This is a genomic window from Aquitalea aquatica (assembly GCF_013911085.1).
In the GTDB taxonomy this organism is placed as follows: domain Bacteria; phylum Pseudomonadota; class Gammaproteobacteria; order Burkholderiales; family Chromobacteriaceae; genus Aquitalea; species Aquitalea aquatica.
Map to the genome: position 1 here is coordinate 89,325 of NZ_JACERN010000003.1, position 14,256 is coordinate 103,580.

9 protein-coding genes are annotated in these 14,256 nt (G+C 60.8%); all 9 read right to left on the reverse strand.

Features of this window, described 5'->3' with window-relative positions; genetic code table 11:
- Window positions 1-7: 7 nt before the first annotated feature.
- The 9 genes from tssH to H2Z84_RS01365 all read right to left on the reverse strand — a co-directional run bounded on the left by tssH (window position 8) and on the right by H2Z84_RS01365 (window position 14,003).
- The gene (tssH, locus tag H2Z84_RS01325; RefSeq protein WP_181834366.1) at window positions 8-2,653 is read right to left on the reverse strand and encodes a type VI secretion system ATPase TssH; all 2,646 of its coding nucleotides are present in this window, start codon (window positions 2,651-2,653) and stop codon (window positions 8-10) included.
- A gap of 44 nt (window positions 2,654-2,697) precedes the next feature.
- Window positions 2,698-3,723 carry a type VI secretion system baseplate subunit TssG gene (gene tssG, locus H2Z84_RS01330; protein WP_181834367.1) on the reverse strand — a complete coding sequence of 342 codons (1,026 nt, stop codon included), beginning with the start codon at window positions 3,721-3,723 and terminating at the stop codon, window positions 2,698-2,700.
- A complete protein-coding gene (gene tssF / locus H2Z84_RS01335) occupies window positions 3,687-5,546 on the reverse strand; it encodes a type VI secretion system baseplate subunit TssF (RefSeq protein ID WP_181834368.1) in 1,860 nt (619 codons plus the stop codon). The genes tssG and tssF overlap by 37 nt, the downstream gene beginning before the upstream one ends.
- Before the next feature lie 6 nt (window positions 5,547-5,552).
- Window positions 5,553-7,583: a T6SS phospholipase effector Tle1-like catalytic domain-containing protein gene (locus H2Z84_RS01340; protein ID WP_181834369.1), complete on the reverse strand. Its 2,031-nt coding sequence runs from the start codon at window positions 7,581-7,583 to the stop codon at window positions 5,553-5,555.
- Window positions 7,571-8,125 (reverse strand): DUF3304 domain-containing protein, encoded by a 555-nt coding sequence (locus tag H2Z84_RS01345; protein WP_181834370.1) that lies wholly within the window; start codon window positions 8,123-8,125, stop codon window positions 7,571-7,573. The genes H2Z84_RS01340 and H2Z84_RS01345 overlap by 13 nt, the downstream gene beginning before the upstream one ends.
- An 87-nt stretch (window positions 8,126-8,212) precedes the next feature.
- Entirely contained in the window at window positions 8,213-8,779 is a 567-nt protein-coding gene (locus H2Z84_RS01350; protein WP_181834371.1) for a DUF3304 domain-containing protein, read from the reverse strand.
- Complete coding sequence (gene tla1 / locus H2Z84_RS01355; protein ID WP_181834372.1) at window positions 8,776-9,573, reverse strand: toxin Tle1 chaperone Tla1; 798 nt, start codon at window positions 9,571-9,573, stop codon at window positions 8,776-8,778. Before tla1 ends, H2Z84_RS01350 begins: the two co-directional genes overlap by 4 nt.
- Window positions 9,570-12,221, reverse strand: coding sequence for a type VI secretion system Vgr family protein (locus H2Z84_RS01360; RefSeq protein WP_181834373.1), 2,652 nt, complete (start codon window positions 12,219-12,221; stop codon window positions 9,570-9,572). Before H2Z84_RS01360 ends, tla1 begins: the two co-directional genes overlap by 4 nt.
- Window positions 12,222-12,602: 381 nt before the next feature.
- A complete protein-coding gene (locus H2Z84_RS01365; protein WP_181834374.1) occupies window positions 12,603-14,003 on the reverse strand; it encodes an L-serine ammonia-lyase in 1,401 nt (466 codons plus the stop codon).
- Window positions 14,004-14,256 lie beyond the last annotated feature (253 nt).

Consider the following 14,256-nt stretch of genomic DNA (forward strand, 5'->3'; position numbering starts at 1 on the left):
CGGGTCCTTAGCTCAGACGCACTTTGATCTGCTCGCCCTTGAGCGAAACGGCGATTTTCTTCACCGGCTTGCCGCTGGCCATGCGGCCTAGCAGGTCGCTGGAAATCTGCGCCAGCAGGGTGCGGGTCAGGATGGCATCGGCATTGCGCGCACCGCTGTCCACATCCATGCAGCGGGCAGCGATTTGCTCGGCCAGCTCCTGCGGGAACTCCACCTTGGCGCCATGATTGCTGGCGATGCGCTGGCGGATTTTCTCCAGCTTGAGGGCAACAATCGCCTGCAGGACTTCGTCGCTGATGGGGAAGTAGGGGACGATATCCAGCCGGCCGAGCAGGGCGGGTTTGAATACCTGCTGCAAGGTGGGCCGCAGGATTTCCACCAGATCGGCTGCGGTCGGTTCGCGGTTCTCGCCTTCGACGGTGACACCGTGTTCGCACGCCCGCATCACCAGCTCGGTGCCGGTGTTGGAGGTCAGCAGGATGATGGTGTTCTTGAAGTCCACCTCGCGTCCTTCGCTGTCTTCCAGCTGGCCTTTGTCAAAGACCTGGAAGAATAGCTCCATGACATCGGGGTGGGCTTTTTCCACCTCATCCAGCAGCACCACGGAGTAGGGCTTGCGGCGTACGGCTTCGGTCAGCACACCACCTTCGCCATAACCCACATAGCCCGGAGGCGAGCCCTTCAGGCCGGACACGCTGTGCGCTTCCTGGTATTCGGACATATTGATGGTGATCAGATTACGCTCGCCGCCATACAGGGCTTCGGCCAGCGCCAGTGCGGTTTCGGTCTTGCCCACGCCGGAAGGGCCCACCAGCATGAACACGCCCTTGGGCTTGCCGGGGTCTTCCAGATTGGCCTTGGCGATCTGTACCCGTTCGGCAATCTGCGCCAGCGCATGTTGCTGGCCGATCACCCGCTCGCCCAGCAGGCTGGCCAGCCGCTGCACCTGTTCCAGCTCATTGCTGACCATGCGGCCCAGCGGGATGCCGGTCCAGCCGGAGATCACGTCGGCAATGACGCTTTCGTCCACGCATTCGAAGGCCAGCGGCTGTTGCTGTTGCAGGGCGCGCAGTGCCTTGCGCTTGAGCAGTAGCGGACTGGGCTTTTTGCTGCTGGGCTTGGCGCTGTCGGTCTGCTGTTTCAGGGCTTCGATTTCACTGACCAGCTGTTGCTGTTCTTCCCAGGCGGCGTGTAGCTGCTGCAGGTCCTGCTGCAGCAGGGCGTGACGGGTCTGCAGCTCGGCAATGCGTTCGGCATGGCCTTCTTCGCGCTGCAAGGCGGCAATCTCACGCTCGATATTGCCCAGCAAAACGCTGACATCCTCCACCGGACCGGGCTTGCCGGCGCGGGACAGGGCGACGCGGGCGCAGGCGGTATCCAGCACGCTGATGGCCTTGTCCGGCAGCTGCCGCCCGGTGATGTAGCGGCTGGACAGGTGCACGGCGGCCGTGATGGCTTCATTGAGGATGTCCACCTGATGGTGATCCTGCATGGCCTGGGTGAGCCCGCGCACCATCTGCACGGCGATGTCGGGCGCGGGCTCTTCCACTTTCACTACCTGGAAGCGGCGTGCCAGCGCGGCATCTTTTTCGAAGTATTTCTTGTATTCGGCCCAGGTAGTGGCGGCGATGGTGCGCAGTTCGCCCCGTGCCAGCGCCGGCTTCAGCAGATTGGCCGCGTCGTTCTGGCCGGCAGCACCACCTGCGCCAATCATGGTATGGGCTTCGTCGATAAACAGAATGATGGGTTGCGGGCTGGCCTTGACCTCGTCGATGACCTGACGCAGCCGGTTTTCAAACTCGCCCTTGACGCTGGCTCCGGCTTGCAGCAGCCCCAGGTCCAGCGTGCGCAGAGCCACGCCCAGCAACACATCCGGTACTTCCTGCAGCACGATCTTGCGTGCCAGCCCCTCGACCACGGCGGTTTTGCCCACGCCCGGTTCGCCGGTCAGGATGGGGTTGTTCTGGCGGCGGCGCATCAGGATGTCGATCATCTGGCGGATTTCACCATCGCGCCCGAGGATGGGGTCGATCTTGCCGGCGCGGGCCTGGGCGGTGAGGTCTATCGTGTATTTGTCGAGGGCCGGGCTGCCACGGCCTGCCGGACGCGCTGCGGCATTGTCTTGCTGCTCGCTGCTGTCGTCGTCGGCTTCCTCGCTGTCGCTGACGCCGCTGGCTGCTTCGCCGCCGTGCTGGCGCAATTGGCGGTAAGCGCCTTGCAACTGGCTGGCATCCTGGCGGGCCAGGCTGCGCGAGCCGGATTGCAGGGCATTGCGCAGGGCGTCGTCGCGCCACAGCACCAGCAGCAGGTCCAGAGTGGAGATGCTGTCCTGGCCATATTCCATGCTGGCCAGCAACCAGGCTTTTTCCAGCCATTGCGGCAGCCAGGCGGACAGCACCGGGTTGCGGGTATTGCCACTGCGGAAGGCATCCAGGGCACTATCCAGCTCGCGGTTGACCTGTGCCACCGGCAGACCCAGTGCCTGCAGCGCAGACAGCGCGGCATTGTCAGCCTGATCCAGCATGGCCAGCAGGACGTGTTCGATTTCCACTTCAAAATGGGTACGCGCCAGCGCGCGGCTGGCGGCTTGCTCTACAGCCTGGCGTGCGGTGGGAGTGAGTCGTTCGATAAGGGATTTCAAAGATACCGACATAGGTTTTCCAATAAGCACAATTCAAATCAACAAGCCTGCTGCAATTACTGCAGCAGGGCGTAACGCATATCATCCGGGTCGTGCTGTTGTGCGCCCAGCCAGCAACTGCCGCCCAGGCGCAGAGCATTGTCTGCAGCCAGCCGTGCCGGTGGTACAGCCTGTTTCTGCAATACCAGGCAGACATCCACCGCCAGATTGTGGCCAACGGCAAACTTCAGCAGCGCCTGCAAGGCCTGCGCCGCCGGGCCTCCCGGTTGCAGGGCGTCGTAACGCTGGCGGTCCATGCTGCCCAGGCGCAGCTGCAGCCTGGTCTGCCTGTCCCATACCCGTGCGCCGGCCAGCACCGAAATCCCCAGTTCGCAGGCATGGCCGCCCAGGCGGCTTTGTTCGTCCAGCGGAATATTCATCCATTGGCCGACAAACTGCTGCAGGCTGGCGGATACACCGAAAAAGCCTTCCACCAGCGCAACCAGTGCCTGGCCCGACAAGGGCTTCTGGCTGAGCAGGCCGGCAAAGTAGACGAACAGATTTTCATCTATGCCATTGTCACCTTGCAATTGCTGGCGCAAGGATTGCAGACCCAAGCCGCTCAAATCCAGCAGATTCCGGCTGAAGTCGTCTTCTTCACCCGCCTCCACGCGAATCCAGTAGCGGTATTTTTGCCAGGCCGCAAAAAACAGCGCGGCAGAGCGATGGCTGAACAGGTCGAGAAAGGCGTGCAGCGAGTCGTCCTTGTATTGCTGACGTCGCTCCAGCAGCAGCTCGGTATAGGAGGTGGGCAGTACACCGCTGGGGCCGGTGAGGCCGATGAAGCTCTGCGTCATCTCACTCAGCGCATCGCCATCCTCGGCGGCGGCTGCCGGCCGGTAAGACTGCAGTTCGCTGGGTGGAAAACTGAGCGAGGCCAGGGTGCGGAAACGCAAGCGGGGCGGCAAGGCGGCGCGGCGGCCATCGCGCTTGCGCATACTCAGTCCCAGCAGCCGTACTGCCTGGAAAAAGCTGAACTGGCTGGCGTCTTGCGCCAGCTCTGCGTTCAGATCACGAGGGCTTCGCCGGCGCGGGCTGGCCATGTCGCTACCTCCTCGTCTTGTTGCACCGTATGCACGCGCAGACGGCTGAAACTGTTCGGGCTGCAATAAAGTGCGAAGAAACGCTCCAGCACCGAGGCAAACAGGTAAACGCTGCCGCCCACGTAATAGTCGGCATCCAGCGTCAGCTGGATTTCACTGCCACGCACAAAGCCGGAGAAGTCGCGGCCACTGACCCGGCTGACTGCTGCCTGGCTGCGGATGCCGACAATGCCCTGGATTTGCCGGGTATTCACTGCCGAGTCCCCCAGGTTGTACAGGGTCAGCATTTCCTGGATCGCCTGACAGCCGGAATCGACGATGGACAGGTAATTCAGCGACAAATGCGAAATCAGCCGCCACTGCACCGCCCGTCCCAGCGGGCTGCGCTGGCTGGCGCTGGGCTTGCGCAGCAGCCGTACCCGCTTCACTACCGAATGGCCGGGCAGGGAAAAATCCGTGCGCTGGGTAGCCTGGCTGCCACCAAAGGGAATCTGCTCCGGCAGGTCGCGGTTGCTGCACAGCAGGCTCAGGCTCAATACCTCGCTGGCTGGGCGCACGGCATTGAACTGCAAGTCCACCAGATGCAGTTCCATTTCACTGCCCTTGTCACTCTGGCGGCGCGAGTTTTCACGGCTGGCATGCCAGTAAAAGCGGGGAGCCTTGAGATGACTGCCATGGCGCGTGGCGTAGAAGGGGGCGACTTCCTCGCTGCGTTCGCCTTCGGCAGATTTCTCCACGCGGACGACCCGCTGCAGCTGTACCACTTCGTAGGCCAGCGGCTTGCGCGCATCCACCACCACCGGATAGCTGGCTTTCTGATGGGTCACCCGGATGGGTTCGCCCGGCTGCTGGAACAGATTGACAATAGGCGTGCAGCCCAGCTTGAGGTGTTGGGCCTGCAACTGCGCCAGCAGCCGATGGTGGCGTTCGCTGTCCGGGTAGCGTTTCAGCATGATCTGCACGACCAGCTTGTCGCCAGGCAGCCGGCTGGTCGGCTTGTCCAGTTGCAGCAAGTCGACAAACAGGAATTTGTCCGGATAGCAGAAGTATTCGGTCAGCAGGCGATAGCCCATGAATGAGCGCTCGTCATACTCCAGCATGCCTTCGTCTTTGCCAAAGCCCACCGGCTGCAGGCAGGAGGCGGGCAGCACCCGCGTGCGTGCCGGGTCCTCGCTGCCATCGCCCACCCGCACACCCAGCGCATTGGACAGCAGCATTTCATACAGCAGATGCATCAGCGCCGGCTCGCCGTCTAGGAAAAACCGCAGTGATTGTAGGCCGATATCGCAGAGCGGCAAGCCACCCTGGCTTTGCAGCTCCAGGGTGAGGATGGCGGCGGCATCCGGCGCCAGTTGCCGCAGATAAGGCGAGGCACTGGTCAGTTCCAGCCGGGCCTTGTCCAGCGTCAGCGGGTACAGGTCTACCGGATAGGCACTGCGGAATTTGCACACCACACCCTGCATGGCCGGGGCATGCACCGGCTGGCCACGCTCCACCCGGTAGCGCTTGGCAATTTCCGGCCGCAGGGGGTCGCACTCAAACTGCACGATGCTGGCCGACGGCACGGGCTGCAGATAGTGCGGGTAGAGCACGTCCAGAAAACTGCCGGCCACTTCCGGGTAGTCATCATCCAGCTTTTTGTGGATACGGGCAGCCAGCAGCGCAAACGACTCGATCAGCCGCTCGGTATGCGGGTCCTCGCACTGGTCGCCTTCCATGTGCAGGCGACCGGCAATCTTCGGGTAGCGCCGGGCAAATTCACCGGATAGCTCGCGCAGCTGACCCAGTTCGCGTTCGTAATAGGGGAGGAGGTTTTCTAGCATGCGTTATTAGTGGCTGGATCGAGATATACGTTGTTGTGCGGACTGCTCTAGTTCCTTGCGCTTGATGTCCGTTACCCGTGGCGAGCGACAGATCAGCTGCTTGTTGCTATTGCCATCGGTGAAGAAAACAGTGCGGTAACGCAAATAAGTACCGTGTGGTTCACGTTTGGCCAGTGCCGCATGCATGAACCATGCACGGGAGTCATGCACATGCTCGTCGTACAGTGCCATCAGCTCCGGGTTTTGGGTCACTGCGTTATACAAGCCCTCACCATCTTCGCGCAGCATGACCAGTTCCTCGCCGCAGTCATCGCTGAATACGCGCGAAATGCCGGTAAAGAAGGTGGCCAGACCGCCAATCACATTGAAAGACAGAGTGGTGCGGCCGACATAATCATCAGCAAAATCCTTGGCCCCTTCTTTCAACTGGGTTTTGTCCTGTGTGGCTTCGTATTCTTTATTGATATTCGGGGTGTAAGTTTTATTGCCATCGGTAGGCTTGCCGTTCTTGACCGGTGCTTCCAGGGTGACCGCCTGGCTTTTGCCTTGCTTGCTCTGCTTTTTCCAGGCGTCTTTTTCCGCTTCTGCCTGCCAGGATGGGGTGTCTCTGGAGTGTTGATAGAAGGGGGCATTTTCATAGCCAGGGCCACCCTTCTCGTGCAGCCCTCCTGCGTAGCGGGCAATACGCCAGGCGGTGATCTGGGCGGTCTGGAACTGCAGGATGTCTTCCAGTGAGCTGCTGGCACTGGCTTGTTGACGCCAGGCTTCGAAGCGAGTGATTAAAAGTTCGCTGTAAGTATAAAGTTGGGAGGTTGATTCCTTCATAAAGCGCCATTGTTCACGTTGCTGCAGCTGGGCAATGCGCTCGGCAGAGCCATGCAATAACTCCTTATTTACTTGCAGTGGTGCTCCGGCATCAAATGCCAGCCGGTACATATGCAGCAGCGGCAGCTGTGATAGCAACATGCCTTGCCCTTCGCGGGCCTTGCCCTGGTCACCTGGCGGATAGCCGCCGCCAACATCGCTGTGCATGCCCGGATACACCCATTCACCCAGCGTGCAGGCCGGATAGCTGCGGTTGGCAATGGCGATGGAGTCCAGTGCAAAGCACAGTCGCTGCTCATGTGCACTCACCAGATGGGCGCAGCGCCGGGGCAGATGCGCCTCTGGTGGCAGTTTCATGGTTCCATCTGCCCAGCCCATATGGCCTTCTGCTCCCGGGGCCAGTTCGGTCAGTCCCACAGCCGCCACGGTATCGAACAGGCCGAGAAATTCCACGCTGAGCGGAATGCCGCACAGGCTTTCGCAGCCGTCGTCCAGCTGTTCGCGCAAGCGCCAGATAAAGGCCCGTGCTTCGGCCGCCCCGCGTGAGAAGCCGTACACATAAAGCTTGATGCTGAGAATTTCCGGTTTGTAACCGTTTTGGCGTTTGGTCAGCAAGGGGGCCAGTTGTTGTTGTATCAGCTCCCGGCGTTCCTGCCGGGTGGTGCTGCGTTGTTGTTTCACCCCGTGCTCTGATTCCACATAGCTATACTGCATGGCCTTGACTAATGCGTAAGCATCTTCAGCATCCAGTTTCTCATTTTGAGCGCTATAGGCACGGCGCAAGGCATCAATCAGTCGAGTCAGCCCCCACAGGATGCGGTCCTCGCCACCAGCGGCAAAGCTCAGGCCGCTGCCGGAGGGTTTGCCTTCACCGATCTCCTTGAAAACCGTACCCACTCCCTGCATGTAATAGCTGTAATATCCCCAGTCTCTACCATCGAGATAGCCAATTGATGCATTAAACAAGCGCCGCACATTGCTGCTGTTGACCGGATTGGCCTTGTCATCCGAGTCGCCATGGTTATTGGTGCCGTCAAAAAACAGGCTGATATTCAGTACCTGCACGCAAGGCGAGGGCTGCCCCTCCTGCCGTGCCTGGCAGTGTGCTGCATCGACCTGCTGTTGTTGCTGGCTGCGATTGGCAATGACTTCGTCCAGACGGGTGGGTAGATAACCCGCTTCAGGAAAGGCGGGGGCGATCAGTGCTGGCATGTTGGCGAGGCTCCCAGGCGGCGGATGATTTCCATGGCGCGTCCTTCGCCATATGGCAAATGACCCAATACCCTGCTGTGTTCAGTTGAGTCGATCAGTGGATAGACCTTGTCACAAGGCAGAAAAATCAGTACCAGAGAAGATACCTTTTGGTAGGGGGGTATAGGCATGGTAATACTGTGCTGGGTGTAGTTGGCTTCGTGTACCTCGTACCACTTGATTCCCTCGGCGGTGATTGAGCCATATTTCCCTCTTGGTGGCTGCTTCACTCCTCCAGGGTTCTGCCCAGGGTTTGGGTCCTTGGTCCACTCGATAGTGGCCATCATGCCGGGCTGCCATTTTTTTGGCAGGCTGACACAGCACTCTTCGCCACCACCACCGCCAATGCCCTGGCCATTAAAGCTGGCATGGACAATGGTGGCGTTTGACATGATGTTGACGACACTGGCTCCTGCACCAATGGTGGCGGGCCGGGCCATGCTTTCGCAGGCGCTCAGGCTCAGGGTGAGTAATAGCGTGGTAACAACAGTTTTCCATTGCATGGTTTCAGTCTCGCTCAAGGTGCGCGGCAGGCGAAGGCAAGGTAGTGCTCCTGCGCTTACTTGAGTGGTTTGAGCAGGGAGTTTTGATCAGGGCTGGCATGTTGCGGAGGCTCCCAGGCGGTGAATGATTTCGGGATAACGATCTTCTCGGCCACGCAAATTACCAAGCACCCTGCCAAGTTCCTTGGTGTCAATCAGCGGATAGACCTTGTCACAAGGCAGAAAAACCAGCACCAATGCACCTACCTCCTGGTAGGGCGGTACCGGGATGGTGATGCTGTGCTGGGTGTAGTTGGCTTTGTGAATGGCATACCACTTGATTACTTCGGGTGTTGTCGTGCCATCGGGGTTGTATCTGGGGGGGTTGATACCGCCTGGATTCGTGTCTGGGCTGGGGTCTTTGGTCCACTCGATAGTGGCCATCATGCCGGGCTGCCACTTCTCCGGCACGCTGACGCAGCACTCTTCGCCACCACCACCACCCATGCCCTGGCCATTAAAGCTGGCATGGACAATGGTGGCGTTTGACATGGTGTTGACGACACGTGCCCCCGCGCCAATGGTGGCTGGCCGGGCCATGCTTTCGCAGGCGCCCAGGCTCAGCAGGGTCAGCAGGTAGAGCAAAACTTGTGGAGCCAAGCTGGGGTGTCTCATGGAGCCTCCCGGCGTAAATAGCTTTCCACCAGCGGCATGCGTTCTGGTTCTGACCATAGTTTGGCCTGGTCAGCGGCGTATTGGGCGGCTACCAATCTTTTCATCAGCTCTTCTTCTGAGTCCAGGCCATACATCGCAGGTAGCAGCAAATGGTTCTGCCGCCAGGTTTCAGCGGCATGCCATAGCGACAAGGTGTGAATCTGTTCGGGCAATAAGTTCAGGTTTTCATCTGGTGGCTGTGCGGGTGCTGTGTCTGCGTGTGGCAGTTGCAGGCTGCGGGCGTGGCCGTCTCTATCCAGCCAGTGCCATTGCTGAGCGCAGCCCAGCAAGAAGTGTTGTTGCATGGGTAGCAGGCAGGCGCAGACCGGGGCAAACAGGCGAGGATCATAAAAGCGCAGCACGCCCTGTTGCCGGCCTTGATCCCACTTCACCTGCAGGCAGGCTGTCAGATGTGTTGCCAGTGCCTCAAAATCGCAAGTGCTCAGCAGAGCTAATAACCTGGGCTGACCTTGCCATTTATCCAGTCGGCGCTGCCATTTTTCCAGCAGGGCTGGTGTGTGCAGCGCTAGCCGGATCAATACCGGGCCTTCGTCGGCGGCATCGGCATGTGGGGTATCCAGCAACAAGGCGCGTGGTGGGTGCATGACGGGTAAATGGCGTTGCCAGCCATGGTTGATGCCCGATTGGTCAACGATGAAATCCAGCCATTCCAGGTCGGCGTCAAGGGCTTGCTGGCATAGCATGGTCAGCCAGTCATGAGTGGTTGGCCGAGGCGAAATCAGCAGCTGCTTCATTTGGCATTCACCAACGGGTTGGCTTGCTGAAAGGCATTGGCCATACAGCTTTTGCAAACGGTATTGGGAAAACGAGGAAACGGCAGATTCAGGCTATCCGGCCCGCTCCAGTCATGGCTGCCGCCCTTGAAACTGACGGTGCCGGGGGCGTGCAGCTCGATCTTGCCATCCTTGATTCGCACATATGCGCCACCGCTGGTCAGCAGGATTTCCTTCTTGCCATTGAATTGCTGCTTGCCCTTGGCCGAGGTAATGGTCAGGTCCTTGTCCGCGGTCAGTTCCATCGCATCACTCTGCGCCTGCACCTGCACCTTGCCCTTCGCGGCAATCAGCTTCAGCGCGATCTGGTCTTTCACCCCCGCCACAAACAGGCTGATGTGCTGGCCGACGTTGTGCAGCCAACGGCGGCCGGTGGTGTGGTTGCTGTCGCGCTGGGCGATGAGGTTGAGGTTGCTGCCGGCAGAGATTGTCTGGCTTTGTTCAGTGAGGCTCGCGATGCCGGCCGGGGCGGACAGGATGAGTAGCGGCTGTTGGCCGGCCTGGTCTTTTGCCGTTTTGCCGTCCTTGTCGGTATTGCTGCCGGCTTCCCAGGCTTTGACGGCGGCGGCGTGGTGTTGCAGGTGGCCGCTGTCTTTCTTGCCGTCTTTGCTGTTGTCCGGTTTGATGCCGTCCGGCCCGGTTTCCATGGTGTCGGCCAGTTGGCCGGTAGCGACTTCGGCCAGGCTCTGGCTGAGGCTGAGGGCGGCGTCGAGCTGGCTTTGTGCATGCTCGCGCGCCAGCTGTTTGCCGCCAGCTCCGTTTTGCGCTTCGGTGCTGATGAGCAGGCCGTGGCCGGCACGGATGGCGCCGTGCTGGTCGGTGCGCAGTTCGAAGCCTTCACCGCGCGGCTGGGCTTTGCCATTGCTGCGCGGGTGGGTGAGGAAGCCCTGGTTGAGCTGGGTTTTGCCGGGCTCGGAACTGAGCTTTGCCCGTACTTCGCCGGGGGTATCGTCGAACAGCAGCTCGTTGTACTGGCCGCCCTGGTGTTCTTTGGATTTGATGCCGGACAGGGTCTTGTTGGCTGGTAGTGCACCCGCGCCACTGAAAGCCGGGGTGGCGTGGCTGCCGTTGTACAGCACGCCGACGATGACCGGGCGGTCGATATCGCCTTCAATAAAGTCGATCAGCACTTCCTGGCCAATGCGCGGGATGAACTGGTGGCCCCAGCCTGCACCGGCGCTGGGCATGGCCACGCGCAGCCAGCAGGAGGAGCTGTCGTCCAGATTGGCGCCGATGCTCGGGTGTTCGTCCGGCCGCTGCCAGTGGAACTGCACCTTGATGCGCCCCAGTTCGTCGGTATGCACTTCTTCGCCAGCCGGGCCGACCACGGTGGCGGTCTGTACCCCTTTAGATGTCGGCTTGGCCTGGCTGCTGTGGGCGTAGGCCGGAGTCAGCGGGATGCCACGGCGCTGGGCGGTAATCTGGGTCTGGAAGGGGCTGCTGTTCTGGCTATCAGTTGATGTGGTGTCAGCACCGTTTGCCAATAAATTACGCAGGCTGCTGGCCAGATCGCCCGGCAGATTGTTGTTGGCGCGGAAGGTCTGGCCGGTGACGACAAATTCGCGCTGTTCGCTGCTGTCGGCTTCGTGTGCCGGGTGCTCGTCCAGGCGGAACCACTGGCCGGCTTGCAGGCTGCGTACCGAACCGCTGCCGCTAAACTGCTTGGCCTGCACATCGTGCGCCTGCTGGCGCAACTGGGCGTACTGGCTCAGCTGCTCGGCATCACTGGCGTAGTACAGCGACTGCGGGTCGTAATCCTGCAGCGTGGATTGCAAGGCATCGCCACTGCGGCCTTGCTGGATGCGGGTCTGGTCGCCGGTGTGCTGGGTGCTCACCGGCTGGTAGTCGAAACTGGCCAGTGCCACATTGCCGGACACTACCTGCCGCGCCGCCGACCAATCCGTCAGGCCGTCTTCTTCCTCGGTGGCATCGCTGCGATGGAAACGCACCCGCTCGCTGGCGGCCGGCGGCAGGCTGAAGGCGTCGTCGAATACCACCAGCTTGACCTGCGGATGCTCGCCATCGACATGCTCGAAACGCCAGGCATAACCCTCTTCGTGCAGCAGCCGCACGATGAAATCGAAATCGCTCTCGCGATACTGCAGACAGTAACTGCGCGGGCTGGCCGTGGCGGTGTGGAATTCCAGCGTCTGCACCTGGGCAAACACCGGGTTGTTGGCCTGATGCTCAGCCAGAATCTGCTTGACGATGTCGGGGACGGATAGGTCCTGAAACACCCGCGAGGTACGGCGCAGGCGCAGCAGGGCAAACGGCGGTTCGATAGTCAGGCCATACTTGGCAAAACCGCCATCACTACCCAGCAACTCGGCGCGCGACACCACGCCACAGCGCACTACCTCGCTGCCGTCGGCATCCAGCACGCCGAGACGGGCCGCTACTCCGAGCAGCGATTTGAGCTCGATATTGCCATCCGGCGACAGACAGCTCAGCTGATAACGATAGGCTTCCGATACGCCCTCGCTGCCGTCCAGGGTGTGCGGCAGCAGCTGCTCGGCGGCGATCTGCCCACCATCCAGCTGCAGGGTAAGCAGGCGCTGGTGCTGGGAAAAGGCGGCGGCGAAGCTGGCGAGCAGGGTGGAAAAGTCCATGGCGTCTCATCACGTCTGCTGACGTGAATCTTCACATTCTGTTGAAAGTTCAACAGTTTATGCGCCTAACATGCGCCGGACAAGGTGGAATGGCATGAATGCGTAGTTCTACTGAGTGCTACACATGGTTTTGTTGGTGACGAGGAGGCTGGGTGATGCCTGCGGATGGTGGCTGGAGGATAGAGGTCTGGCGCTCATTCATGCTTAAAGAGCCGCTAACAAAAAACCGGCTGCTGCGTTGCGCCTCCTTGTCTTCCGGGCTCCTTGTACGGTCTTGGTCGGCGCGCCTTACAACAGGGACGCTACGCTATTTTGTTGGCCGCTATAAATGAAAACGCCGTGGTAGGCCACGGCGTTGTGTTTGTTGTTGCTTGGCCCTGCTCAGCATTCCACCACGTTGACCGGTACTTCGATCACATTGATGGCCAGCCCGCCACGGGCGGTTTCCTTGTACTTGGTGCTCATGTCGCGCCCGGTGTCGCGCATGGTCTTGATGACACGATCCAGCGACACGCAGTGCTGGCCGTCGCCGCGTAGCGCCATGCGGGCGGCGTTGATGGCCTTGATCGAGGCCATGGCATTGCGTTCGATGCAGGGGACTTGCACCAGGCCGCCCACCGGGTCGCAGGTCAGGCCCAGGTTATGCTCCATGCCGATTTCCGCCGCGTTTTCCACCTGTTCCGGCGTGCCGCCCATGACTTCGGCCAGTGCACCGGCGGCCATGGAGCAGGCCGAGCCCACTTCGCCCTGGCAGCCGACTTCCGCGCCAGAGATGGAAGCATTGAGCTTGAACAAGATGCCGATGGCGCCGGCGGTCAGCAGGTAGCGCACGATGCCGTCTTCGCTGGCGCCCGGGACAAAGCGTGAATAATAGTGCATGACTGCCGGGATGATGCCGGCGGCGCCGTTGGTGGGGGCGGTGACGACGCGGCCACCGGCGGCGTTTTCCTCATTCACGGCCAGCGCATACAGATTGACCCAGTCCATCACGGTGAGCGGGTCGCGCAGAGCGGCTTCCGGTGCGGCCAGCAGCTTCTGGTACATGTCAGCGGCGCGGCGTTTTACCTTCATGCCGCCGGGCAGAATGCCTTCGCGCTGGCAGCCGCGTTTGACGCAGGCCTGCATCACGCCCCAGATGGTGAGCAGGTCGCGACGGACTTCTTCCTCGCTGCGCCAGGCCAGTTCGTTTTCCAGCATGATCTGGCTGATGCTCTTGCCCTGTTCCTTGCACAGGGCCAACAGTTCGGCGGCGGTATTGAAGGGGTGCTTGAGTTCGGTGACACCGGGTGGGGTGAAACCGGCTTCGATGGCGGCTTCATCTACTACAAAACCACCACCCACCGAGTAATAGGCGCGCTTGGACAGACTGTTGCCGGCGTCGTCGTAGGCTTCGAAAATCATGCCGTTGGGGTGGTAGGGCAGGGTCTTGCGCTTGTGCAGGATCAGGTCGTCACTCTCGTTGAAGGCGATGGCGTGTGTGCCCAGCAGGTTCAGCTGCTTGTTGTTGCGGATTGCTACCAGCAGGTCTGGTACGGCGTCGGTATCCACCAGGTCGGGCAACTCGCCGGCGAGGCCCAGCAGTACGGCGGTATCCGAGCCGTGGCCCTTGCCGGTGGCACCCAGCGAGCCATACATCTCGCTACGTACGCGACTGGTGGCTGCTAGCAGGCCGTCTTTTTCCAGCCGGGCAACAAACTGGCGGGCGGCGCGCATGGGGCCGACGGTGTGCGAGCTGGACGGGCCGATGCCAATCTTGAACAGGTCGAAAACGCTGATAGCCATATTGCTCTCTTGTCTGCTGCGGGCAGGCCGTCTGGTGGCTCTGCCGGTGTTTCGGATGCGGGCCGCTTGTTATTTGAAAGGACCCGTTGATGTGTGTGTCAGCCTGTCATGTTTTGTGTGCGTGGACTGTTCTGCTTCCGGCCATCAGGCGTCGTGAAGCGTCCGGTCCGCTGCTTGTCCACGGCGGGACATGCCGTGGTTCGGGACTGCTCATGGCGGCTGGCGCAGGGATGGCAGGCAGGAGGGGCGAGGG

Coding starts and splice junctions, on each gene's coding strand:
- H2Z84_RS01365 (WP_181834374.1), bottom strand. CDS start 14,003: ATGGCTATCAGCGTTTTCGACCTGTTCAAGATTGGCATCGGCCCGTCC.
- H2Z84_RS01345 (WP_181834370.1), bottom strand. CDS start 8,125: ATGCAATGGAAAACTGTTGTTACCACGCTATTACTCACCCTGAGCCTG.
- H2Z84_RS01350 (WP_181834371.1), bottom strand. CDS start 8,779: ATGAGACACCCCAGCTTGGCTCCACAAGTTTTGCTCTACCTGCTGACC.
- tssG (WP_181834367.1), bottom strand. CDS start 3,723: ATGGCCAGCCCGCGCCGGCGAAGCCCTCGTGATCTGAACGCAGAGCTG.
- tssH (WP_181834366.1), bottom strand. CDS start 2,653: ATGTCGGTATCTTTGAAATCCCTTATCGAACGACTCACTCCCACCGCA.
- tssF (WP_181834368.1), bottom strand. CDS start 5,546: ATGCTAGAAAACCTCCTCCCCTATTACGAACGCGAACTGGGTCAGCTG.
- H2Z84_RS01360 (WP_181834373.1), bottom strand. CDS start 12,221: ATGGACTTTTCCACCCTGCTCGCCAGCTTCGCCGCCGCCTTTTCCCAG.
- tla1 (WP_181834372.1), bottom strand. CDS start 9,573: ATGAAGCAGCTGCTGATTTCGCCTCGGCCAACCACTCATGACTGGCTG.
- H2Z84_RS01340 (WP_181834369.1), bottom strand. CDS start 7,583: ATGCCAGCACTGATCGCCCCCGCCTTTCCTGAAGCGGGTTATCTACCC.